The following is a 26,186-nucleotide window of genomic DNA, read 5'->3' as shown; positions in this document are numbered from 1 at the left end:
ACCCCTACCCATCCCGCATCGCTGAGGGCGCGTCCGTCCTCGCGCTACCCCCTACGGCAGAACGAAGTGGTGGCGTATTCCGCACTCGTCACGCAAGGGCGCGGATCGCCTCAATGGTCCGCTCCACGGTGAGGGCCCCGTTCGCGCAGTCGTGCAGCAGGGCCGACACCCGTGGGTCTTGGTATGCGCGCAAAGGCTGGGGCGGGGTCTCGGGCGCTGCGGGTGGGGTGGTGTCGTCGCGGGTCAGGAGGTAGTCCGCCAGGGCGGCGCAGGAGCGGTGTTGGAACATGATGTCCGGTTTGATCGGGATGCCGAGGGTTGTTCCGGCCCGGCGGGCCAGGCGGACGTAGATGATGGAGTTCAGGCCGAGCTGTCGGAACGAGGCGTCGTCGTCGAAGGTCAGGGCCTCGTCGCCGATTTCCGGCTGGAGGATCTCGCGTTTGATGCGGTCGATCAGGTCTTGGCGTGGGTCGGGGGTGGGCTCTGGGGCGGGGGTGATGCGGTCGATGAGGGGGGTGAGTACCTTCGATTCGCCCAGTTCTGTGAAGACGGACACGCCTGCGTTCCGGAGGTAGCGGATGGTTTCGGTCCAGCGGACGGGCTTGGCGATCTGTTCGGCGAGTAGTTCGCGTACTTGCTGCGCGTCGGGGGCGAAGGGTCGGCCGGTCACGTTGGAGATGACCGGGGTTCGTAGTTCGCCCATGTCGACCGTGGTCAGCAGGTCGCGGAAGCGTGCGGCGGCGGGGGCCATCGCCGGGGCGTGGAAGGGGCCGCTGACGCGGACGGGGACGAAGCCTCGCACGCCCTCCACCTTTTCGAAGACCGGCTTGATCCGGGCCAGTTCCTCGTGGCTGCCGGAGAGGACGAACTGCTCGGGCGCGTTGTAGTTGGCGATGACGACGTCGGTGGCGTCGTGCTGCTTCAGCGTTTGCGCGATGAGTCGCTCGGAGACTCCGATGACTGCGGCCATCGCACCGCCGCTGACGTGGCCCATCAGTTCCGCTCGGCGTCGCACCAGTGTCAGGCCGGTTTCGAAGTCGAAGGCGCCGGCGGCGAACAGCGCGCTGTACTCGCCGAGGCTGTGGCCCGCGAGGAAGTCCGCGGGGGGCAGGACCTTCTGTGCCGCGGACCAGTGCAGCGCGTTGACGACGTAGATCGCGGGCTGCGCGTACTCGGTCTGGGACAGGTGCCGTTCGGGGTTTTCCAGGCAGAGCTTTTCGATGGAGTACCCGAGTACGCGGTCGGCGCGGCGACAAAGGTCGGGGAACCGTCCGAACAGGCTTCGCCCCATCCCTTTCTTCTGGGTGCCCTGGCCCGGGAAGACGTAGCAGCGCATCAGGGCCGCCCGCCCGCGAGGTCGGTGATGCGGACCACGGCGCACGTCCAGGTGAAGCCGGCGCCGACGCCGAGCAGCATGCACAGGTCGCCGGCGGCCACGGCGCGTTCCCGCACGAGGTGGTCGAGTCCGGCGATCTGGTCGCCCGCGCCGAGGTGGCCGACGGTGCGGCCCCAGGACCAGGTCGTGAGGTCGAGGTCGATGTCGAGTGCGGTGAGGACCTCGCGCTGGAGCACGATGCGTCCGAAGTGCGGAACGACGAAGCGGGCGATGTCGCCGAGACGAACATCCGCGTCGCGCAGGGCGCGGTCGACGCAGTCGCTGAGACCGGCCCGGAAGCGGCGGGTGAACTCGTCGAGTTCCACGTCTCCCAGGTATTGCAGTTTGCGCAGACGCAGGTCGATGGGGACCGTGGGGTCGTGGTGGGGGGTGAAGGGCGCGTCGCCGCGGTGCAGGCGCTCAAGGGTGGGATCCGAGACCGTGGACGTGCTCAGCACCTGTGCGAAGCCCGACCTCTTGCTGAGGACCATCGCCGACGCGCCGTCGCCGGGGACGATGCCGATGTCGCTGTTCCAGCGGTCGATCGCCGGACGGCTGACCTTGTCGGCGGTGGTCACCAGCGCCGCCACGTCGTCGGTGGCCGCGAGGGAGCGCGCCGCGATGTCCAACGCGGTCATGCAGCCGTTGGAAGCGTTCTTGATCTCGAAGGCGAGCGCCGAGTGGTCCCCGAGTACTTCGCGGTGGATGTAGGAAGCCGTCGGGTACAGCTCAAGGCCTTGGAAGTACACGCAGGCGTGCAGCAGCAGGGCGATGTCCTCGGGCCGGTGACCCGACCTTTCCAGGGCGTCTTTGGCAGCGGCCACTGCCATCTCGGGCGGGGCTTCGTCCGTGGCCTCGCAGACCGATTCGAGCTGCGTGTCCTCGGCGTCCTGGGCGTCGAAGCGGCCGTCGGCGACGGCTTGTCCGACCTTGGTCGCCGGGGGCAGGTAGGTCGCGGTACCCGCGATGAACAGGGCCTCTGTCTTCACTTCTCGTTCCCTCTCAGGGTGGTGACGTCGTGCAGCAGGAGCCCGGCGATGGCCTCGGCGGTCGGGTAGTCGAAGACCAGCGTGGCGGGCAGGGTGGTGTCCATCCGCTTGGCGAGACGCTTGCGCAACTGGACCATGGTGAGCGAGTCGATCCCGAGGGAACGCAGTGCCCTGTCGGCCGGCACGCTGTCGGGTCCGGGCAGGCCGAGCACGTCGGCGACTTCGCTGCGGACGAGGTCGAGGAGCAGAGCCGGCCGTTCGGCTTCGGAGGCGTCCGCCAGCCGCGTATCGAGCGACTGCGCGGTCTCGGAAACCTCGCCTTGGCGTCCTTCAGTGGTGCGGTGCAGCATGTCGCGCAGCAACGGGGGCGCCGGCGCATCGCCGAGGGCGTGGCGAAGCGACGCCAGTTCCAGGCGCACGGGCATCAGCTGGGTCTCGGGCCGTACGAGTGCGACGTCCAGGGCGTGGAGGCCCTCGGCCAAGTTCAGGGCACCGATCCCCTGGCGCCGCAGGCGGCCGAGTTCGGCCTTGCCGAGGTGCGCGGTCATGCCCACTCCGGCCTGCTCCCAGAGCCCGAAGGCGAGGCTGAGCCCTGCCAGGCCCCTCTTGCGCCGGTTCGCCGCCAGGGCGTCCAGCGCCGCGTTCGCCGCGGCGTACCCGCTCTGGCCTGCGGTGCCCAGCGTTCCGGCCGCCGAGGAGAAGACGACGAACGCGGCCAGGTCCAGCCCCTCCGTCAACTCGTCCAACCAGCGCGCGCCCAGGACCTTGGGTGCCATCACCCGGTGCAGCCGCTCCGCGGTGAAGCCCTCCACCAGGCCGTCGTCGAGCACGCCGGCGAGGTGGAACACGGCCGTGAGGGGGTGGCTCGGGTGGATGCCTTCCAGTGCCCCGGCCAATGCGGCCCGGTCCGTGGCGTCGCCCGCGACCAGGTCGACTCGTTCGGCGCCCGCCGCTTGGAGTTCCCGCACGAGCGCGCCGGCTTCGGGGGTGTTGCCACCGCGCCGTGACAGGAGCAGGAGCCGCCGCGCTCCGTGCGCGCGGACCAGGTGTGCGGCGAGGGCGCTGCCCAGCTCACCGAGGCCGCCGGTGATCAGCACCGTGCCGTCCGGGTCGAGGGCACGTGGCAAGGTCAGCACCGTCTTGTGCGCGGCGTTCTGCCGCGCGTGGCGCAGGGCATGCGGCGCGTCGCGTACGTCGTAGGCGGTGAAGGATCCGTTGTCCTGCCTCGGATCGGGGGCGGACGGGTCAGCGGCCGCCTGGGCGAAGGTGAGGTGCGCGGGCATCGGCCTGAGGGCGGCACCGTCCACGCGCATCTGGTTGCCGAGCGCGGCTTCCGCACTGCCCATGACCCGGTCACCCGCGTGTACGGAGGTGACGCCGCTGCCGACCTCCATGGCGATCCCTGCGAACTCCAGGACCTGCGCGTGCTGGGGGCTCATGCGGGCAGCGCGCACCTCGACGCGGACTTCCCCCGGCGCGAGCGGCTCCGGCGCGCGCTCCTCGCGCGGGGCGGCGATGAATTCCAGCTGATCGTCTTCGCGCTGATGGAGGTGCCAGTCGCCTTCGTCCGGCAGGACGAGCGCGTCGACCTCCTCGACGGTCGGCCTTGCTCGTGGCACATGGGCGCGCTCACCGCGCAGTACGCATTCCGGCTCGCCGCCGGTCTCGATCACGCGTGCCAGGAGCGGGAAGTCCGGGGTGCCGGGATCGAGGTCGATCAGGCGCAGGACGCGCTCGGGTTGTTCCGTGCGGGCCGTGCGCACCATGCCCCACACCGCGGCGTGGGCCCAGTTCCCTGTCTGGTCGTCCGGGCTCGATGAGACCGCGTCGCGGGTGATCCAGATGAGTTCCGTGCCCTGGAGGCGGGCATCGCCGAAGCACACCTGAAGCGTCCGCAGCGTTTCGGCGGCGCTGTGCTGCGCGCCGTACTCCGGAGCGGAAGCGCAGTCGGGCAGCGCGAACAGCAGGCGCCGGGGCGTGTCCGCCTGCGCGTCGAGCCGCTTCACGAGGGCGTCCAGACCGGGTACGACGTCGACGCCGAGCCCCGCGCCCAACTCCGCGTCGCCGACCACGAGCATGCCCGCGGGGTCGGGGGTTTCGGCCACGGGGTGGACGGGTGCGAAGCCGACGCGGTAGAGGTGCTCGGCGAAGGGGTGTCCGCGGCGCCTGCCGCTCTGGAACTGCAGCCCGCCGATCCGGGCCACCAGATGGCCTGCGGGGTCGGCCAGCCATACGGTGGCCGGCGCGAGGCCCTCGTCCCCGCCGGGGTCGAACGACACGCGCACCGTCAGTTCGCTGCCCGCGGTACGCAACAGCTCGACGTCCGACCAGATGAACGGGACGAGCGGCCCCTGAGGGGCGCCCGCCTCCATCAGAGCGGCGACGACGACTTGCAGTGCCGCGTCGAACAGGGCCGGATGCAGGCCGTGACCGGCCGGATCCAGCGCGTCGGGCAGGGAGACGCACGCGTAGTAGACGCCGTCGCGGCAGGCGAGTTCGCGCAGCCCTCGAAAAGCCGGGCCGTAGTCGAGCCCGTTGGCGAGGGCGCGGGTATAGAAGGCGTCGATGTCGAGGGCCCGGGCATCGGGCACCGGCCAGGTATCGATGTCCGGCGGCACGGTGGCGCCCTCACGCGCGCGGGTCACGCACTCTGCGCTCACATGCTGCTGCCAGATCAGCGGCTCCTCGGTGTCCTCGGGCTGGCTGTAGAGGGCGAAGGGGCGTCGTCCGTGCGCGTCCGGTTCGCCGACGGTGGCCTGGATCCGCAGCGCGCGGCCCGGCAGCAGGACGACCGGCTCCAGCAGTGTCAGGTCTGCCACGGCGTCGGCACCTGCGGTCCGGGCGGCGAACAGCGCAGCATCGATCAGGCCCGCGCCGGGCACGTAGACCTGCCCGCTGACGACGTGATCGGCCAGCCACGGGCAGTCGTCGAGCGTCAGCCGGCCGGTGAACAAATGACCGCCGCTGCCGGCGAGCGTCGTGATCGCGTCGAACCACGGGTGACCACCCGCGGACTGACCCGGCGTCACCGCAGCGGGCCCGGCCGGAAGCTCGCCGAGCCAGAAGCGTCGGCGTTGGAAGGCGTACGTCGGGACGTCGACCTTGGTGGCGCCGCGGGAGGCGAGGGCTTGCTCCCAGTCCACGGACAAGCCCTGCTCGAACAATGCGGCGGCCGTTCGCCAGAGCTGGTCCACGCCGCCCGAGGCACCATCGGAGGGCGGGCCGACCTCGACGAACACTCCGAAGCCGTCCCCGCGCAGCCGCTCCAACGCGCGGTCGAGCCTCATCGCATCCGGCTCCGGCTCCAGCTCCGGCAGGCCGCGGAACCAGTAGTCGCCGCCGAGCTGGGGGCCCGGTACGACCTCGCCCGTCAGGCGCGCGTAGAAGGGGATGGAAGTCCGGGCGGGGACCATCCGTGACATCGCGCCCGGGGCCCGCCCTGATACCGCGCCCGGGGCCCGCCCTGATATCGCACCCAGGACCCGCCCTGACGTCACACCGCCGACCGCGCCCTCCGACCGCGCGCGAGCCCGAAGGGCGACGACGCGGGCTCCGTCCTCCAGGCTCAACGCCCCGCTCACCACGGCGGCGGCGACCTCGCCGTGCGCGTCGCCCACCACCGCCGCCGGTTCCACACCCCAACTGCGCCACAGCGCCGCATGTCCGAGGTAGGTCGCGAACAGCGTGCACGGCAGCACATCCGGACTGTTCACGTCCTCCTCGCCGCGCAGCACCTGCAGCACGGACCAGCCGGTCAGCGGCGTAAGGACCGCGTCACACTGCGCCACGGTGTCGCGGAACACCGCGCTCTGCTCCAGCAGGTGACTGCTCATTGCTTGCGGCCGCGCGTCCTGACCGCCGAAGACGAAGGCGATCTCCCCCGGCGCCGTGCCGGAGCCGGGCTCGACCGCCCGCAGGGCTTCGGCAGCCTCCCTGGCGTCCCCGGCGAAGACCACGGCGCGCGCCTCGAAGTGCGTACGGCCGACGGCGGAGGTGTAGGCGATGTCGCGCATCGACGCGGTGGGCCGCGCGTCGAGCCACTGGGCCCAGTGCTTGGCCTGCGCGCGCAGGGCGGCGGTGTCGGGGCCCGAGATCACCAATGGGTGGACGAGGTCGTCGCCAGGCCGGTCCGTGACGTCCGCGACGACGGTCTGCGGTGCTTCTTCGATGATGACGTGCGTGTTCGTGCCGCTGATACCGAAGGAGCTGATGCCGGCGCGACGCACCCGCCGAGTCCGCGGCCACCGCCTGGGCTGCCGCAGCAGTTCCAGTTCGCCGCCGCTCCAGTCGATCCGGGTGTTCGGCCTTTCCGCGTGGAGCGTGCGGGGCAGCTGCTCGTGCTGAAGTGCCATCACCATCTTGATGACGCCGATGACGCCGGAGGCCGCCTGCGCGTGGCCGATGTTGGACTTGGCCGATCCCAGGTGCAAAGGTCGTACGCGGCCCGAGAACACCGCGGCAAGGGCGCCGGCCTCGATGGGATCGCCGAGCACGGTGCCCGTGGCGTGCGCTTCGACGGCGTCGATGTCGGCCGGGGCCAGTCCCCCGTCGGCCAGGGCCTCGCGCAGCACGCGCTGCTGCGCGAGGCCGTTGGGCGCGGTGAGTCCCTGGCTGCGGCCGTCCTGGTTCATGGCGGTGCCCCGCACGACGGCCAGCACCCGGTCACCGTCGCGCCTGGCGTCGGAGAGCCGCTTGAGCACCAGGACGCCGCAGCCTTCCGCCCAGCTCGTGCCGTCGGCGTCGTCGGCGAAGCTCTTGCAGCGGCCGTCGGCCGCGAGCCCGTTGAGGCGGCTGAACTCGACGAAGTTCTGCGGAGTGCTCATCACGGTCACTCCGCCGGCGAGCGCCAGGTCGCATTCGCCGCCGCGCAGCGCCTCGCACGCCAGGCGCAGGGCCACGAGCGAGGAGCTGCACGCGGTGTCGATGGTGAGCGCGGGGCCGGACAGGCCCATGGTGTAGGCCACACGACCGGAGATCAGGCTCGACCCGTTGCCAGTGATCTTGTAGCCGTCGCTGCTGGCGACGTCCCAGCGCCGAGCGATGTCGTAGTCCGAACTCATCGCGCCGAGGTAGACGCCGGTGTTGCTGCCTTCGAGGGAGGCGGGGCGCAGATGGGCCCGCTCCAGTGCCTCCCATGCGACTTCCAGCACGAGTCGCTGCTGGGGGTCCAGGGACAGCGCCTCGCGGGGGCTGAGCCCGAAGAACGCCGCGTCGAAGTCCTCCACGTCGCGTACGAAGCCGCCCTTGCGCTCGAAGCGCCGGCCGGTGGCGGCGCGCTCCGCCTCCTCGAGCGTGCTGAGGTCCCACCCGTCCCAGCGCTGGGGGAACGGGCAGGAGGCTTCGCGGCCCTCGACGAGCAGGTCCCAGAACGCTTCGGGCGTGTCGATCCCGTCCGGAAGCCGGCAGGCCATGGACACGATCACGACAGGGTCGCCATCGTCGGGCCGCATCGGCTCTGCGGCGACGGCGGGCGAGATGTCCGGGGTCTCGTCCTGCGCACCGGCGTGCGTCAGCAGCAGGGTCGCGATGGCGTGCGGTGTGGGGTAGTCGAAGGCGAGCACGGTGGGCAGCGGGACCCGGGTCCGTGCGCTGAGCCGGTTGCGCAGCTCGACCACCATCAGGGAGTCAAAACCCTGTTCGCGCAGCGTCATCTCGGGGCGCACGCCTTCCGGGGGCCGGCCGAGCAGGGCCGCGGCCTCCTCCGTGACGAGTGCGACCATGAAGGCCAGACGCTCGGGTTCGGGCAGTACCCTCACGTCCTCGCGCCACGCGGCACTGCCGGCGGCCGGGATCGCGTCGTCGTGTTCGTCCAGCCAGTAGCTGCGGTGTGTGAACGCGTACGTCGGAAGGTCCGCTCTGTGCGCGTCGGAGGTCGCGTACACGCGCTGCCATGGGATCGGCACCCCTTGGGTGTGCAGCTCTGCCAGCGCCCGCAGCGGCTGTTCGATCCCGCCGCGCTCGCGGCGCAAGCTGCCCACCACGACGGCCGTATCGTCGGCTTCGGTTCCCTGCGCCAGGGCTATCTGGAGCACCGGATGCGGACTCACCTCGACGAAGACCCCGTACCCGTCCGCTCGCAGGCGTTCCAGCGCGCGATCGAAGCGCACCGGCTCGCGCAGGTTGCGGCACCAGTAGTCTGCGCCGAGGTCCGGCCCCGTCGCCCGCTCCCCCGTCACGCTCGAATAGAAGGCGATCCCCGCCTCTTCGGGGGCAAGGCCCGTGAGCTGTTCGCGCAGCGCGGGCAGCAGCGCGTCCATGTGCGGGCTGTGCGACGCGTAGTCCACGTCCACACGCTGGCAGTACGCGCCGGTGGCCTCCATCTGCGCGAGGAAACGGTCCACCGCCTCCACGTCTCCGGCCACGACGGTCGATCGCGCGGTGTTCACCACCGCGACGGACAGCGCCTCGCCACAGGCCGCCAGTTCCTCGATGACGTCGCCCACCGGGCGCTCCACGAGTCCCATCGCCCCGTCCGGCGCGTGCTCGTGCACGGCCCGAGCGCGCAAGGCCACGATGCGAGCGCCGTCCGCCAGGCTCAACGCCCCGCTGACGACCGCCGCGGCCACCTCGCCCTGACTGTGGCCGACGACCGCCGAGGGCTCGATGCCCCAGGCGCGCCACATCGCGGCGAGACCGACGTACATCGCGAACAGGGCGGGCTGCACCACGTCGGTCCGCGTGAAGGTCGGCGCGAGAGCGTCCTGTCCCCGCACGACTGCGGCGACCGAGAACCCGGTGTGCGGGGCGATGGCCTCGTCGCAGGCCGTCACGGCCTCGCGGAACGCGTCGTTCTGCTCCCACAGTGACCGGCCCATCCCCCACCACTGGGCGCCCTGGCCGGGGAAGACGAACGCGACGCGGCCGCGGCTCGCGGCCGCGCCCGTCACCACCGCGTCGTGGCTCTCGTCCGCGGCGAGCGCCCGCAGAGCGGCCACCGCCTCGTCCGTCGTCGCGGCGATCACCACACCGCGCGTGGGGTGGTGCGTGCGGGTCGTCGCCAGTGAGTACGCGATGTCTCGCAGCCTCGTCCCGGGTGACTGTCCGAGGTGGCTCGCCAGCCGTTCGGCGTTACGCGCGAGCGCGTGCGGATTCGTGCCGGACACCGCCAGGCAGAGCGGACCGCCGCCCGCGTCCGCTGGGGCCTGCACCGCATCCGCTGCGGCCTGCACCGGGGCGCCCTCGGGCGCCTCGCCGAGGGCGATGTGCGCGTTGGTGCCGCCGTATCCGAAGCTGCTGACCCCCGCGAACCGCGGCCCGCCCGGCCACGCGGCCGCCTCGGTGACCACCTCCAGACGTGCGACGGAAAAGTCGATGCGCGGGTTCGGTGTGCGGAAGTGCAGGCTCGGCGGAATGACACCGTGGTGCACCGCAAGGGCGGCCTTGACGAGCCCGAGCACGCCGGCCGCCGCCTCCAGATGGCCGAAGTTCGTCTTCGCCGAGCCGATGCGCAGCGGCACGGGCCGGCCCGCCCCGAACACGGCGGCGAGTGCGCCCGCCTCCGTCACGTCGCCCAGGGGCGTGCCCGTGCCGTGTGCCTCGACGTACGAGACCGCACTCGGCGCGACCCCGGCGTTCTCCCACGCCGAGCGCAGCACCTGCGTCTGTGCCTCGTGGCTGGGGGCGGTCAGTCCGTCCGTCGCGCCGTCGTTGTTGACGGCACTGCCGTGCACCAGAGCGTAGACGCGGTCGCCGTCGGCGAGCGCGTCGGAAAGGCGGCGCAGCACGACCACCGCGCAGCCCTCGCCCCGGGCGTAGCCGTCGCCGTCGCCGTCGAAGGCCCGGCTCAGGCCGGCCGGGCTCTGCGTGCCGAGTTTCGTCAGGGCCACCGAGGTGTTCGGGTGCAGCATCAGGTTGACGCCGCCGGCGAGTGCGACGTCCGACTCGCCCGAGCGCAGGCTCTGCACGGCCAGGTGCACCGCGACCAGGGAGGAACTGGACGCGGTCGCCACGCCCATCGCGGGGCCGTGCAGCCCCAGCGCGTAGGCGATGCGGGAGGGGATCACCGAGGTGTCCCAGCCGATGGCGGAGTGGGCGTGGATCGCCTCGGCGGCGCCCTGCGTGAACAGCGGGTACTCCTGCCACATCGCGCCCATGAAGACGCCGGTGCGCGTGCCCGCGAGGCTCGCCGGGGAACGCCGCGCGTCCTCGATCGCGGCGCACGCCACCTCCAGGGCGATCCGCTGCTGGGGGTCCATCTGGCGTGCCTCGGCCGGGGGGATGCCGAAGTGCTCCGCGTCGAATCCCGTGACGTCGTCGAGGAATCCCCCTCGGCGGTTCGCCGCCTGGCCGGACGCCTCCGCGTCGGCCCATGCGGTGGCGTTCCACCGGTTGGCCGGCACCTGACGCACCGCGTCGACGCCCTGGAGCAGAGCCTGCCAGAGTGCGGTCGGATCCTCGATCTGTGCCGGCAGTCGGCAACCGATGCCGACGATCGCCACCGGCTCGTGGTCGTACGTGTGGGCGGCGGTCTGGTCAGCCACGGGTAGCCCCGATCTCCTCGGACGCGTAGAGCGCCAGGCATGTCTCCTCGATCGCGGCGAGCGGCTCCGCGTCGTTCAGGATCGTCATGTGGTTCGCGGCGTCGATCTCCACCAGGCGAAGGCCCGGCAGCTCGCGTTCCCAGTCCTGCTGGTAGTTCACGTGGTCGAGGGAGAAGGTCTCGCCCGCGACCTGGAAGTAGGGTGCGACCTCGCCCAGGAAGAGCCCGCGCCGGTTGCGGAAGTAGGTGCACAGGACGGCTTCCGGACGCGGCAGAGGCCTGATGGCGTGCTCGCCGAGCCGGTAGGCGAGCTGGATCGCCATGTTGCGCCTGACGAACCGGGCGATCTGGGCCGGTGGCATGGCAAGACCGCGCTCGGCCGCCAACTCCGCGAGCCTCGCGACGAACGCGTCCTCGTCCAGGTCCTCCACGACCTCGTCCAGGTCCTCCGCGACCTCATCCAGGTCCTCCGCGACCTCGTCCCGGTGGACGAGACGCGCGCGCAGGACCGCCGGGTCCTTCTCCCCCGCCGGCCAGAGCAGGGAATTGACCACCTGCAAAGCCGCGCTCTTGGCCGACTGGAAGCCGTTCGCGTTCGACTTCGCCAGGCCGGTCTCGTCCGGCGAGTCCACCATCGTCAGCGAGGCCACGTCCTGGCCCTGCGCCTGCAACCTGCGGGTCACCTCATAGGCGACGATGCCACCGAGGCAGAACCCGCCGACGTCGTACGGCCCCTGGGGCTGCGCCTGGCGGATGACCTCGGTGTAATACTCGGCCATGGCCGTGACGCCCTCGATCGGCGCGTCCTCGGTCAGCAGGCCTCGGGCCTGGATGCCGTAGAAGGGGCGGTCGATCCGCTCGGCGATCGTGCGGTAGGACTCGACGCCGGCGAGGGCGCCGTGGATCCAGAAGACCGGCCGGCCCTCGGTAACTCCGTTGAGGCGCACCAGCTCCGGGGCCGGCCCGCGCGTGGAGGGGGCGGTCGCCTCGGGCAGCCTCGCGATCACGTCGTTCAACGTGTCGTGCGGCTGCCACCATTCAGGCCGGAATCCCGGGAACGCATGGGTGATCCGGCCCAGCATCGCGACCAGGAGCAGGGAGTTGAGTCCGTAGTCGGCGAGTGACCTGGTGCTGTCGATCTCGTGGCGCGGCAAGCCGAGCACCGAGGCGACGAGGTCGGCGACGAAGGCCTCGCCCTCCACAGGGCCGACGCCTGTGTGCGCGGCCTGATCCGGCCGCGGCGCCTGTTCGGCGAAACACGTCAGGCGGGCGAAGGGATAGCCGGGCAGTGCGATCCGCTTGCGGCGAGCGCCGCGATGCATCAGGTCCCAGTCGATGGACGCGCCCGCGGCCCAGCGCTCCGGTACGTGATCGAGCCGCGCCGGCTTCCCGTCGTGCGCGGCGCCGGCAGCGGAAGCGACGCCGTCGGCGAACGCCACGCGGGCGAGCGTGTTCGGGTCGCCCCTCAGCCAACCATCCAGAACGCGCGCGGCGTCCTCAGTGCTCTGCGCTACGAACGCCAGCCGGCAGCTCATCGCTTCCCGGCCGACCTGCAACGTGTACGCGATGTCCGCCCAGGAGCGCGGATCCGCCTCGGCAAGCCGGTGCGTCAGCCGGCGCGCCCGCTCGCGCAGCGCGTCGAGGCTCTGCGCCGAGAGCACAAGGACCTGCGCGCCCGGGTCCTCGTCCCGGTCCGCGGAGGTGATGTGCTGCTCCAGCACCACATGCGCGTTCACGCCGCCGATCCCGAAGCTGTGCATGCTCGCGCGGCGCGGCAGCGGCCGGCCCGCGCCGTCGGTGCGCTCGGGCCAGGGCAGGTTCCGCTCGGCGACGCGCAGCCGCGTCCCCTTCAGGGAGAGGTCGCGGTGCAGCCGCCCGAAGCCAGGGAGCGCCGGGATCACGCCGTGCCGCATCGCCTGTGCGGTCTTCACCAGCGCGGCCAGGCCGGAGACCACCTCCGTGTGCCCGATGCAGGGCTTCACGTTGCCCAGATACGTCACGTCGTCGCTGTCACCCTCGCTGTCGTCATCGCCGTCGCCCTCGCTGCGGAGTCCGGCGCCGAGCGCCGCCAGCTCCGCGCTGTCCGCAAGCATCGAACTCATGCCGTGGGTCTCGATGTAGTCCACGGCACCCGCATCGATCCCGGCGTCGGCGTAGGCGTGCGCGACGGCTGCCTTCATGCCCTTGATATTCGGTGCCGTGAAGGACACACCCCGGCCGCCGTGGGCCACGCCGGTGCCGCGCACGACGCAGTGGACGACGTCCCCGTCCTCCAGGGCCCGCCTCAAGGGTTTGATCAGTACGGCGGCGACGCCCTCGCCGCGCGCTGTACCGTCGGCGCCCTGCTGGAACGGCCTCACGTCGCCGCGCGGGCTGAGCATCCCCGCGGCCCGCATCCCGCCGAACCCCGCGGGTGACATCACCAGGTTCACCCCGCCGACGAGCGCCTGCTCGCACTCGCCGTCGCGGATGGACCGGATCGCCCGGTGCAGGGCCACGAACGAGGACGAGCACGTCGTGTCGCACTGCTCGCTGGGGCCGTTGAGGTCGAGCACGTACGAGATCCGGTTGGGCACCATCGCGGGCGACGGCAGGCTCATCAGGTCCATGGCCGCGGGCCGGTACTCGCTCTGCGTCGCGGCGACGAACACGCCCGTGGGCCGCGTCCGCAGCTCGGCCGACCGATAGCCCGCGTCCTCGACGGCGTTCCACGCCGTCATCAGCAGCAGGCGCAGCTCCGGCGTCACCTGGCGGGCCTCGGTCATCGACATGCGGAAGAAGAGCGGATCGAATTCATGCACCCCGTCGAGGAAACCGCCCCGCAGCTCGGCTGCCTCGTCGCCGTAGCACGCCCAGTCCGCACGCTCTTCCGGTGGTGCGGTGATGCACCGTCTACCTTGCTCGACGATCCGCCAGAACTCGTCGACGTCGTCGGCCCCGGGGAAGCGTGCGGCCATGCCGACGATGGCCATGCCGTCGAGCGCGGCCTCGTCGATCTCAAGCTGAGATTGAATCTCAAGCTGAGGTTGCGGTTGAGGCTGCGCGGGATCGGGTGCCCGGTCGGGCGACGGGGGCTGCGGCGGAAGCACATCCCGCAGGTCATCGGCGTATTCGCAGACGATGAACTCGCTCAGCTCGGCCAGCGTGCTGTGCTCGAACAGCACGGTGATGTCGAGGTCGATGCCGAGCGTCCCGCCGAGGGTCCGGGCCACGTTCACCGCGAAGATCGAATCGAGCCCGTAGTCCGAGAAGGGCTCGCACCGGCCGATCCTCGTCCGCGGGATGTCCAACGCCTCTGCCAGCACATCCAGCGCGACTGCCTCGATGTGGGCGCACAGCCGGTCTTCAGGCTCGCTCCCGGCGCTCGGACCGGCCGCGGCCCGCGCCGGACTCTCGCGCACCGGCGCCACGTGCGGCGCGGACGGGCGCGGCACGGCTGTCGCCTGCCGTATGACGCCGTCGCTCTCGGCCACGATGATCTGCTGTCCCAGATCCTCGGCTTCCTGCGCGGGCAGAGCGATCGCGTGGAATCCCTCCTGCGTCAGGACGTGCCGCCAGTGCGCGGTGGACAGCAGCGGGCTGCCCGGGATCCGCAGGTACGGGTCCTCATAGCGCCACCATCCGTCCAGGAGGCCGAAGGAGAACTGGCTGAGGATATTGTTCGCGGTCAGCTCGTTCAGGACCAGCAGCCCGCCGGGCTTGAGGAGCGCCTTGGCGTTGCGCAGGGTGTGGCGGATGTCCCGGGTGGCGTGCAGGACATTGGCGGCGATGACGACGTCGTAGCCGCCCAGGGTGAGGCCCTGGGCGGCCACCGGGCGCTCGATGTCCAGAATCGCGCAGGTAAGCGAAGGATTGTCCAGACCGAACGAACGCTCCGCGTGGTTCAGGAAGACCCTTGATATGTCGGTGTAGCAATACTCGCGCACGTCCAGGCGCGCGGATCGCAGCGCCTCCAGGACGACGGCGCTCGTGGCTCCCGTGCCGGCGCCGATCTCCAGGATCCGCGCGCCATCCGTCCTCAGGGGCCGTCGTCGCAGCCGCGCCACCAGCTCGGCGGCCAGGACCCGGTTGAAGAACGCGGACGCCGGATTGGTCTCGTACGCGTTCTGCACCAACTCCAGCGATCCGCCGGGGAAGAGGACCTCGGTGGTCGGCCGCCGTCCGCTGAGGATGTCGGGGAAGGCACGCAAGGCGGTCTCCACCAGCAGGTGGGTGGCCGCGAGGTCGGGATTCTCCTGCCACGCGGGCTCTGCCGTCTCCCACTCGCGCCACAGCTGCTCGACCGGCCGGTACCGCGGGGCATCGTCGTCGAGCAGGATCCTGCCGTCCTGCCGCTCGATGTAGCCGGCCCCTTCCAACACGCGCAGGCTTTCGTCGAACCAGGCGCCGTACCCCGGCGCGAGGCCCGCCGCCTCCCGTGCGGCTTGGGGAGTCTGCCCGGATTCGCGGAACGCGCCGAGCGTGCACAGATGGGACCAGAGAAAGTCGAGCAGCAGCTTTTTCACGATCAGTCCCTTCGAAGGCCGCGATCAGATCGCGAGCGCGGTCAGCTCTGCGATGCGGGCGCGCAGCCGCTCCAGTTCGCCGCCCGGCGCCACCGCCGATTCCTGGAGGTCGGCGAGCACGGCGTCCGACGGCACGGCATCCGACGGCACTGCCGCGGGGAGGATGACATCGTCGTCGCCCAGAACGATGCCCCGGTTGTTGAGCGCGGGACTGAACTTCATCAACGTCAGCCTGCTGACCGGTCCCGCGCACAGCCGTTCGATCGCCGCCGTCAGCTCGTCCGGCTGGATCAGCGGCGCCTGCGCCGCGATCACCGCACCCGGCTCTCCCTCGGTGGGTGCGTTGTTGAAGCAGTAACCCAGGTTCAGCACCTTGCCGACAGTGCCGTAGCGGCGTCGCACCGTCAGGGCGAACGAATCGAGGAACGTGCAGGCGGCCGCGTAGTTCGCCTGCTTGATGGCTTTGAGGTACGAGTTGATCGAGGACAGGAACAGCGCGAAATCGAGCGAGTCGCCGCCGAACACCTGCATGCACCGCACGCTCGCGTCGACCTTGCCGCGCAGCACGTCCTCGAACTGCGCCTCGCTCATCCGGGCCAGGCTCGCCCCCGAGAACACCAGGCCCGAGTGGATGACACCGTGCACCGCGCCGAACCGTCGTACGATCTCGTCCTTCGCCGCGCGCAGGGACGCGAGGTCGGTGGCGTCGGATTGCAGGTACAGCGGCGCGGGCCCGTCCGTGCCGGTCGCCCGAGCGATGGCGGCCTCGACTCGCGTGTCCCGCGGCCTGCGTCCGAGCCACACCACCTGGGCGCGGTACCGGCGGATCACGTACTCGCTGATGACCGTGCCCAGGGCGCCCGCCCCGCCGATGATGACGTACGTGCCGCCCTGTCGCAGCCGGGAGGACGTCGGCGAGGCCTGCTGGACGGTCATCAGCCGCTGCTCGTGCCAGCGGCCGTCGCGGTGGATACGCAGGTTGCCGTCCGGGTCCGGCGCCAGGTCGAGCACCGCGGCGAGAGAAGGCGCGTCGTAGTCCTGGACGTCCGCCACCCGCACCCGCCAGTTGGGGTACTCCTTCGCGGTCGACCCCGCCAGGCCGGCCACGCCCGCGTGCGCCGGGTCGACCGCCTCGGCCTCATGGACGGCGTGCGCCCGCTCGGTGATCAGGGTCAGGCCCAAGGAGCGGTCGCCGTACCCTGCGGCCAGAAGGGCTTTCACCGTGCGGAAAGCGTGCAGCGAGCCGCTGGACTGGTCCTCGACGACGCCCGCACCCGGCTGGTCGTCCACGGCGCTGGGCGCCACCCAGATCAGATGGTCGAGTTCCGGGAGGGACCGGAGGGCCGTCACCAGGTCGTCGTGCGTGCTCTGCCTGTCGTGCGTGCTCTGCCTGTCGTACGTACGCTGCGACGGGTCCGCGACCACGTGCGCGCCGGGCAAGCGCGCGAGGAGCACGTCCCGCGCCTGCCCTGGGGGCGCGATGATGCCCACTGATGCGGAATGCTGCGGCCACGTCGCGGGTGGCGTCGGCTGAACGGGATCCCACACCGGCATCAGCGTGGCGAGGCCGCCCGCCGGATCCGGCGGCTGCTCGGCTCGACGGCCTGCGATGCCCCGCAGACGCAGGCACACCGTGCCGTCGCCGGTCGCGAGGTCGATGTCGATCCGGTTCGCGCCGCGCGTGTCCTGGGCACGGCGTATCAGGGCCCACATGGTGGTCGCGCCGGGGGCGAGGAATTCGGCCGACTTGATGCTGAACACCAGCCCGACCCGGTCGTCGCCGTCGCCGTCGCCGTCGAGCAATCGCATGCACTGCATCGCCGAGTCCACCAGCGCCGGATGCGGGGCGGGGCCGTCCATGCTTCCTGACGCCGTGCTGGGCAGCCGCAGTTCGGCGAGCACCGCATTGTCGCCGCAGTGCACCGCCGCGACCCCCTGGAACGTGGGGCCGTAGGAGATACCGCGCTCTTGCCACTCGGCGTAGAAGCGCGCGGGGTCGAATTCCACGGGCGGGAGATCCCGCAGCAGCGCGGGCAGATCGAGCGCCGGCGCAGAGGTCGGCTCCTCGGCGGACACCTCGCCCTGACAGTGGAGAACGGGCTCGTCTCCGGCGGACTCCGTGGACGACACCATGAACCGAGTGACCTCGCCGTCCGCGCGAAGAGCCACCCGCAGTGTGCGCGGCACCCCCGACACCGACAGGGGCCGCAAGAAGACGATGTCGTGCAGGCGGAGCGCGTCGCTCGCGGTGCGCCTCGCCGCTGCCGCCGCCCATTGCAGATACATGGCCCCCGGGGCGATCCCGGTCCCCTGCACCTGATGTTCGCGCAGGTAGAACTCGTCGCCGGTGAGGACCCGCCCATCGCGCTGCGGCCCCTCGTCTGCCACCGCGCGGGCCGGCAGCGCATAGCGTTCCCTCTCGAAGGGGTAGCCGGGCAGCGGAACGCGGCGGAAGCGGCCGTCTTGGAACAGCGCGGCGAAGTCCGGTGCCTCACCGTCAAGGAACTGTCGGGCGAGTGCCTGCAACCCGGAGTCCGCGCTCCGCGACGGCATCTCCTGCCCGGAGAGCCAGGCGGTGCACTGGCTTTCCAGTTCCGCGATGTCCCGGACCACGCTCGCCCATCGATGCCGCAGGTGCCTGCGGCCGAGCAGAAGGGTGTGGCTCACGTCCCCGACATCGAGGTCCGGGTGCTCGCGGCAGTGGCGCGCGAGCCGGACCACCTGCTCGCGCAAGGCGTGCTCCGTCGCCGCCGACAGCGCGATCAACCGGGTCCCGTCCTCCCTGCCCCGCGCCGACGTGGGCATCTTCGACGGCTGCTCGATGACAGCGTGGGCGTTGGTGCCGCTCGCGCCGAGCGACGTGATCGCGGCGCGCCGCTTGCCGCCTTCGGGCACGGCCCACCGCCTCGGCTCCGTGTGTACGAAGAACGGGCTGCCGACCAACGTGACACTGGAGTTCGTCGCGGTGTGGTGGGGCAGACCGGGGAGCACCTCGTGCCTCATCGCCAGCAGTGCCTTGATGACGCCGATCACGCCGGCCGCGGCCTGCGCGTGGCCGATGGAGGCCTTCGTCGAGCCGAGCGAGCAGAACCGCTCAGCGTCCGTGAAGCCGCGGAAGGCGCGATCGAGCGCCCGGAACTCCACCGGGTCGCCGAGCTTGGTTCCGGTGCCGTGCGCCTCGGCGAGGCCGATCCCCGCGGGGTCGATGTCGAAGTCCTGATAGATCTGCCGGATCAACCGTTCCTGCGAGGTCCCGTTCGGCGCGGCGATGCCGTTCGTCGTGCCGTTGTGGTTGATCCCGATTCCATTGATCACCCCGTGGATGTGGTCGCCGTCCGCCTCGGCGTCCGAGAGCCGTTTGAGGACCAGCGCGCCGACTCCCTCGGCGGGCACGAATCCGTCGGCCGCCTGGTCGAACGAACGGCACCGGCCCGTCGGGGACAGCATCCCGGCCCGCGACGCCGCCAGATACAGCCGCGGCGAGTTCTGGACGTAGACCCCGCCCGCGATCGCCGTGGTGACCTCGCCCGCCCACAGCGCCTGACAGGCCAGGTAGAGGGAGACCAACGAGCTGGAGCACGCGGTGTCGACCGCGATCGCCGGACCGTGCAGGTCCAGGTAGTACGCGATGCGGGACGGCACGAGCGAGTTCATGTTGCCCCACAGTGCCTGGCCCGGGTAGTCGGAAGGACCCGTCAGATCCAGGTAGTCACCCGCGGCGCAGCCCACGTAGACTCCGCACCGGTCGCGGTCCAGCGACTCGCCCGCGTGACCCGCGTCCTCGAGCGCCCGCCACGCTTCTTGCAGGAACAGCCGCTGTTGCGGCTCCATGTAGAGGGCCTCCGCACCGGAGATCCCGAAGAAGAGCGGGTCGAACTCGTCGACGCCGTCCAGGAGACCGCCGTCCAGGCACACACTGCCCAGCGACGCGAGGTCCCAGCGGGACACCTTCGAGACAGCGTCCCGGCCGGAGGCCAACAGGTCCCAGAACTCGTCGACATCCCGGGCGCCCGGGAACCGACCACTCATACCGACGATCGCGACGGGCTCCCGGGCACCGCGCGAGGGCTCGGACACCACGGGCGGCCCGGGTACCACGGAGGACCCGGGCACCACGGACGGCCCGGACTCCGCGGACGGCTCAGAGACCCCGGACGGCCCGGAGGCCGCGGCCACAAGTGCGGCGCCCTCCTCCTCCACGATGAAACTCGTCAGCCGCCGAATCGACGGGTTCTCGAACAGCACACTCGGATCGAGGTCCGTGCCCAGCGCGTCGTTGAGCCGGTCCACCAGGGAGACGCCGGTGAGCGAGTCCAGTCCGTAGTCGGCGAAGGGCTTGTCGGCCGCGAGTTCGTCCGCGGTCAGCTTCAGCGTTTCGGCGAGGACCCGCTCGACGCTCACGCGCACGTGCTCCTCGATCGAGCGGACGTGCCCCTTGAGCGAACCGGGCGCGGCAGGCCGCAGATCCAGGCGTGGGACAGGCGAACCGGCGCGCGCCAGCAGAACCTGCTGGCCCAGCTCGCGGGCGGGCTCCGCAAGGAGCTCCACCGTGTCGAACCCGCACTCCCGCAGCACTTCGCGCCACGCGTGCGAGGAGAGCGCCGGTCCGCCCTGGATGCGCCGTCCGTCCGTGAAACGCCACCACCCTTCGAGGAGCCCGAAGGTCAGGTGCGACCACCAGTCGTTCCGGGCGAGTTCGTTGAGTACGAGGACTCCGCCGGGCCGCAGCAGTGCTCTGGCATGACGCACGGCCTGCACGATGTCCTGGGTGGCGTGCAGGACGTTGTTGGCGATGACGATGTCGTAGGCGCCTGCGGCAAGTCCCTGTGCGCCGGGTTCCCGCTCCACGTCGAAGGTCCTGAAGGACAAGTACGGCACGCGGTCGGCGAACCGCCGCTCCGCGTCGATCACAAACGCCTTCGAGATGTCCGTGTAGCAGTACTCAGCGAGGTCGTGGCCCCTCAGCTGGGCGAAAACACGCTCGCTGGTGCTGCCGGTGCCCGCTCCGATCTCCAGCAGCCGGACCCCGTCGCGGCGGGCTTCCACCTCCGCGCGCACCGCGCCGGCCGTCACGTCGTTGAAGTAGTCGGCCGTCGCGTTCCCCCGGTACACCGGTTCGACCAGCTCGAACGAGCCGCCCGGGAACATGACCGCCGTGGCCTTCGTCCGCCCGGACAGGATCTCGGGCAAGGCCTCGATCATGCGCTCGGTCAGGCCGGTCTTGGCCGCCAGCTCCAGATCTGCGGCACGGGCGTCCTTCCAAGCACGCCAGGCGCGCCACGCCTGTTCGAGGCCTGGCGCACCCTTCCTGGGGGCCACGTGTTCGCCCTCGCGTACGAGTTCCCCGTGGCGCAGCAGCACGGCCACCGTATGGTCGAGCCACGGGGCGAAGGACAGCGTGATCCTCCGCCCGATCAGGTCGCGGCGAACGGGCGCGTCGAAGAGTCCCGCCGCCACGAGCTGTGCGAGCACCAGCGGGCGCGAGAGGCTGTCCATCTCCTCTGTGGCGGACGCGCGGCCGGACAGGAACGTCTCGACGCTCTCTGGCCTGGCCGCGGCAAGGAGCAACGATTCCGCGTCGAGCGGGTCGGTGGCCCGAGAAACCGGAACTGGAGCCGGAACCGGAACCGATACCGCTTCGGCAGTAGGCCAGTACCGTTTCGCAGCGAAGGGATACGTCGGCAGGCTCACCCGCACCGGTGGATTCGCGCCGTGGTAGGCGCCCCAGTCGACGTCGACGCCGTTGACCCACAGGGGCGCGATCTTGTCCCACTCCCCTTGTTCGAGCCACCCGGCAACCAGGTCTCGCAGCTCCCCGGGGCGATCGAAGAGGCCGAGCAGCTGGTCTTCGGGCCGCCGGGCCGTACCTTCGAACACGGCTGCGCGCGCCCCGCGCTCGACGTAGCCCTGAAGGGCTGCCGTCAGCTCGTCGACGTCGTGCGCGACGAAGACCACTCGTTCGGCCATCGCCCGCCGCCCGACCTGCAACGTGTACGCGAGGGACGCCAGCTCTCCGTGCGCGTCGCGGAATCCCGGCAGGAACTCCAGAAGCTGCCGGACGAGGACGCCGAGCCGCTCCCCGTCGCGGGCCGAGAGGACCACCGCCTGGGGGCCGGTGCGTCCGGCGGCCCGCGCACCGGTCGGCGCCTGTTCCAGGACCGCGTGCGCGTTGGTGCCGCCGATCCCGAAGGAACTCAGTCCCGCACGCGCGGGCTCGTCACCGTCCAGCGGCAGATTCCGATCGGCCACGAAGAACGGCGACTCGTCCCAGTCGATCTCCGGACTGGGCACGTCGCAGTGCAGAGTTCGCGGAACCTCTCCGTGCTGCAAGGCCAGGGCTACCTTGATGAGCCCTGCGATCCCCGCGGCCGCGTCCAGGTGGCCGATGTTGCTCTTGACCGAGCCGATGCCGCAGTACTGGCTGCGCGTCGTGTAATGGCGGTAGGCCTCGGTCAGAGCCGCGACCTCGATGGGATCGCCGAGCCTGGTACCAGTGCCGTGCGCTTCGACGTAGCTGATCGTCGACGGGTCCGTGCCCGCCTTGTCGAGGGCCTTGCGGATCACCTCGGCCTGGCCGCGCACACCGGGCGCGTAGAAGCCTGCTTTGTCGCCGCCGTCGTTGTTCACCGCGATGCCGCGGATCAGGCAGTACACGTGGTCGCCGGCAGCGATCGCCTCACTGGCGCGCTTGAGGACGACCACGCCGACCCCTTCGCCGCCGGACATGCCGTCGGCGCCGTCGGCGAACGCGCGGCTGCGCCCGTCGCTCGAGAAGTTCAGACCCGGCTGGTGTACGTATCCCAGGTCCCCCGCGGAGAACAGGCTGGCCGCGCCGACGATCGCCTGGTCGACATCGCCGGCCAGGAGTCCCTGGCAGGCGACGTGCACCGCGCTCAGCGCCGAGGAGCAGTTGGTGCTCACCGCCATGCTGGGGCCGCGCAGGCCCAGCTTCGTGGAAATCATGGCGGGCACCGTGCCGCCTTGGGCGAACAGCCACGCGGCGTAGGTCTCAGAACTCGCCAGGACCCGCGGACCCGACGCGTTCGCCATCAGAGCCGGGAGCAGGGCCTGGTAGAAGTTCGTGCTCGTGGACGTGGTGACGCTGGTCTCGGGGACGTCCTCCGGGCGGTAACCGGCGTCCTCCAGCGCCTGCCACGCGTGCTGCAACAGCAAGCGCGCCTGGGGGTCCATGAACTCGGCGTCGCGGGGGGAAATGTCGAAGAACGCCGCGTCGAACTCCGCCCTGCCGTCCACGACCGACCGCTGCGGCACGTATCCGGGTCGGGTGATCAGCTCTTCCGGCACTCCGAGCGCGCGCAGTTCCTCCACTGACCACGAGGTGCCGCCGCTGCGTCCTTCCACGAGCGCGGACCAGAATTCACGGTGGTCCATGGCTCCGGGGAAGCGGCAGGAGATACCGATCACCGCGATCGCGTCAGCGAGCGAGGCGTCGACGGCCGCCGGAGCGGCAGGGCGCGGATCAGGTTGCCGCTCGGGCTCGACCGGCTGCGCCGCTGCCGCCTGCCCGGCAGGGAGCAGCCCCGTCAGGTGCCGGGCCATCGCCGCGACGGAGGGGTGCGCGAAAACGCTGGTGGGCCGCAACGAACAGCCGAACTCACGGTTGATCCGCGCCGCCGCTTCGATGGCCGCGAACGAGTCTCCGCCGATGTCGAAGAAGCCCGCGGCACGATCGATATCCCGCGAGCCGAGCACCTCTTCGAAGATCCCGCGTACGGTCCGCTCGATGGCGAGCACGGCCACCGGCCTTTCGGCGGCCGGCCCTTCGGCGGCCGCCCTTTCGGCGACGGGCCTTTCGGCGGCCGGGAGCGCCACCGTCCGGGCGGCCTCGGCCAGCTTCGCCCGGTCGACCTTGCCGTGCGCGGTGAGCGGAAAGGCGTCCAGGGCCACGAATGCGGCGGGCAGCATGTAGGCGGGCAGGGTGGTGGCGAGTTCCGCGCGCAGCAGCGCGACATCGACCGGTACGTCCCCACTCCCGGTGTAGTAGGCCGTGAGCCTGTCCGACAGGCCGACATGTTCGAGCAGGACGACGCTTCGGCCGATCCCTGGCTGGGCGTTGAGCACCGCCTCGATCTCGCCGAGTTCGATGCGGTGGCCGCGCAGTTTGACCTGGTGGTCCATCCGGCCCAGGACGACGATCTCGCCGTTCGGCAGTCGGCGCGCGCGGTCGCCGGTCCGGTAAAGGCGTCCGGGCGCGAACGGGTTGGCCACGAAGCGCTCAGCCGTCAACTCCGGCTTGCGGTGATATCCCAGGGCGAGCCCGTCGCCCGCGATGTGCAGCTCGCCGGTCACGCCGACCGGCAGGGGGCTCAGGTTCTGGTCGAGGACGTACAGCTGGGTGTTCGCGAGGGGGTTGCCGATGGTCACCGGCTCCTCACGGCGCAGCCGCTTGGCCACTGACCAGATGGTCGTCTCCGTGGGCCCGTACAGATTCCAGGCCTCGCCGCGTGCCACGAGTTGGTCCTTCAGGCCCTCGGGCAACGCCTCGCCGCCGCACAACACCTTGACGCCCTCGGTGTTCTGCCACCCGACGCGCACCAGCATGGCCCAGGTCGCCGGGGTGGCCTGCATGAGGGTGGGCCGCCAGTCGGCGATCTTCTCGGCCAGCAACGTGGCATCGGCGGCCGTGGCCGATTCACAGACGCAGACCTGCCCGCCGGTGATCAGCGGGAGGTAGAGCTCCAGGGCGGCGATGTCGAAGCTGTGCGTGGTGAGGGCCAGCAGCCGATCACTGGAGGCCACGTCCAGCGTGCGCGCCATGGCCAGCAGGAAATTGGTCAGCGCCGCGTGGGGAACTACGACGCCCTTGGGCTTTCCCGTGCTGCCCGAGGTGTAGATGATGTAGGCGGCTTGAGGTGTGGAGGCTCGCGAGTCCGGCGCGTCGGCGGTCGTGTCCCCCGCCGCTGCCCCTGCCTCTGCCCCGGCGTGGGCGGCCTGATCGTCCTGGCGGTCTGTCGGGTGCAGTCTCGCCTTCGGCGACCGAACGGCGGCCAGCCTGTCCAGCACCGCCTCATGGCAGATGACGAGTTGCGCGCCACTGTCCTCGACCATGTAGGAGAGGCGTTCCGCCGGCAGTCGGCTGTCCAAGGGCAGGTACACCGCGCCGAGCTTCATGACGGCGAGGAGGGCCGCAACGAGGTCGAGTGACCGTTCGTAGCAGACCCCTACCACGTCCCCGGGGCCGACGCCTTGACGCGTCAGCGCCTGGGCAACGGCCAAGCTGTGATCAGCGAGTTCACGATAGGTGAGGGTCCGCTCCCCGCAGGTGAGCGCCTGGGCTTCCGGGTTCGCCTCTGCCTGCTCCGCGAAGAGATCCCAGCACGTCCGATGCGCGGGGTAGTCGACCTCGGTGCGGTTCCATGCCTCGATGACACGGCGCCGTTCGTCGTCGTCGAGCAGGTCTAGTCTGCCGATCGGCGACTGTCCGTCCGAGGCGAGGACGCTGTCTACCAGGGTGGCGAAGTGTCTCGCCATGCCCTCGACGGCGTGGGCCGAGTACGCGTCGGGGTGGTACTTCCAGTTCACCAGGAACCCGTCACCGGGAGCCACATCCACCGTGAGGTCGTACTCACCCAGCTGGTACAGCCCGTCGACCAGCTCGAAGTCCGTCTCACCGGTGGCGCGAGCCCGCTCGCCCAGGTATCCGGAGAGAGCGGAATCCTGGTAGTTGTACACGATCTGGTAGAGCGGCGACCGCGGATTCGCGCCCCGCACACCGAGATCGTCCACGATCCGGTGGAACGGGTAGGTCCCGTGCTCAAGTACGTCGAGCACCGTGGACTGTACGCGCCGGGCGAACGACGTGAACTCCTCTGAAGCCTCTGGCCTGCTCCGGATGGGCAGGGTGTTGACGAAGCAGCCGACGACGGGGTCGAAGCGTTCCGTCGGGCGCCCGGTCACCGGCATCCCGATGACAAGGTCCTCGCTGCCGGTGTACCGGTGCAGCAGCGTCAGGAAGGCCGCCAGGAAGAAGATCCCCGGGCTGATCTCATGCGAAGCGGTGAAGGCCGCGACGGCGGCGGCCTGCTCTTTCGGCAGCCGGCTGGTGTGTACCTCGCCCACATGAAGCGCGTCCTGCTCCAGAGCCACCTGCGAGGGTAACCCTGTGAGGGCGTCCGCCCCGGCGAGTTCCCGCACCCAGAACTCGCGGTCCTCCTCAGCGCGTTCCCCGGCGAGTACGTCCCGCTCCCACGCGACGAAGTCACCGAAGGAGGCGGAGCCCACCTCGGTCGGCACGTCCCGGCCCTCGACCCGCGCCCGGTACGAACTGAACAGCGTGTCGATGACGAGTCGCCCCGACACCCCATCGATCACGAGGTGATGGACGACCAGCAGAACGTACGCCTCGGACGAGGAGCGGCGCAGGACAGCCAGCCTGGTCAAGGGACCGCCGGCCAGGTCGAACGGCCGCCTCGCCCTTTCCTGCAAAGAGTCCAGCACCCGACCGGACGGCACATCGGAAATGTCCACGTGCTCGACGAAGAAACCGTCCGCGTCTCCGTGGGACAAAAGCGGCCCGTCATCCGTCTCGCGCACCGTGGCCGAAAGAAGCGGATGCCGGGAAAGCGTGTCGCGGAATGCAGCCTGAAGCGCCTCAGGATCCACGTCCGCAAAAGAAAAGCACACGGGAACGTTGTACGCGTACGTCTCCGGTTCCATCTTGGCGAGTGCCCACAGGCCGCGCTGCCCCTCGGACAAAGGAATGTCCACGCGCCTGTCGAGTTCGGCCAGTACCTCCGTCGTCGACAATTCGCCGTCGGCATACATGCGGGCGAGCGCACGAAGGCTCATGCCTGACTCCTTTCCGCCACGCCGCCCAG

General features: G+C 70.8%; 5 protein-coding genes. All 5 read right to left on the bottom strand.

Going from position 1 to position 26,186, the window contains the following annotated elements; genetic code table 11:
• Nucleotides 1-88 precede the first annotated feature (88 nt).
• The 5 genes from fabD to QK440_RS11265 are packed head-to-tail and all read right to left on the bottom strand — an operon-like array spanning nucleotide 89 to nucleotide 26,157.
• Nucleotides 89-1,336 (bottom strand): ACP S-malonyltransferase, encoded by a 1,248-nt coding sequence (gene fabD, locus QK440_RS11285; RefSeq protein ID WP_349239285.1) that lies wholly within the window; start codon nucleotides 1,334-1,336, stop codon nucleotides 89-91.
• Nucleotides 1,336-2,364 (bottom strand): ketoacyl-ACP synthase III family protein, encoded by a 1,029-nt coding sequence (locus QK440_RS11280; RefSeq protein ID WP_282792901.1) that lies wholly within the window; start codon nucleotides 2,362-2,364, stop codon nucleotides 1,336-1,338. Before QK440_RS11280 ends, fabD begins: the two co-directional genes overlap by 1 nt.
• Nucleotides 2,361-10,844: a type I polyketide synthase gene (locus QK440_RS11275; protein ID WP_282792900.1), complete on the bottom strand. Its 8,484-nt coding sequence runs from the start codon at nucleotides 10,842-10,844 to the stop codon at nucleotides 2,361-2,363. Before QK440_RS11275 ends, QK440_RS11280 begins: the two co-directional genes overlap by 4 nt.
• Entirely contained in the window at nucleotides 10,837-15,348 is a 4,512-nt protein-coding gene (locus tag QK440_RS11270; protein WP_282792899.1) for a beta-ketoacyl synthase N-terminal-like domain-containing protein, read from the bottom strand. Before QK440_RS11270 ends, QK440_RS11275 begins: the two co-directional genes overlap by 8 nt.
• Nucleotides 15,349-15,372: 24 nt before the next feature.
• A complete protein-coding gene (locus tag QK440_RS11265) occupies nucleotides 15,373-26,157 on the bottom strand; it encodes a non-ribosomal peptide synthetase (protein ID WP_282792898.1) in 10,785 nt (3,594 codons plus the stop codon).
• Between the last annotated feature and the right edge of the window lie 29 nt (nucleotides 26,158-26,186).

Origin of the sequence: Streptomyces sp. CC224B (genome assembly GCF_030010595.1) — a bacterium.
Taxonomy (GTDB): Bacteria; Actinomycetota; Actinomycetes; order Streptomycetales; family Streptomycetaceae; genus Streptomyces; species Streptomyces longispororuber.
Note: the sequence above shows the minus strand (reverse complement) of the source record. Positions and strands in the feature narration are given on the sequence as shown.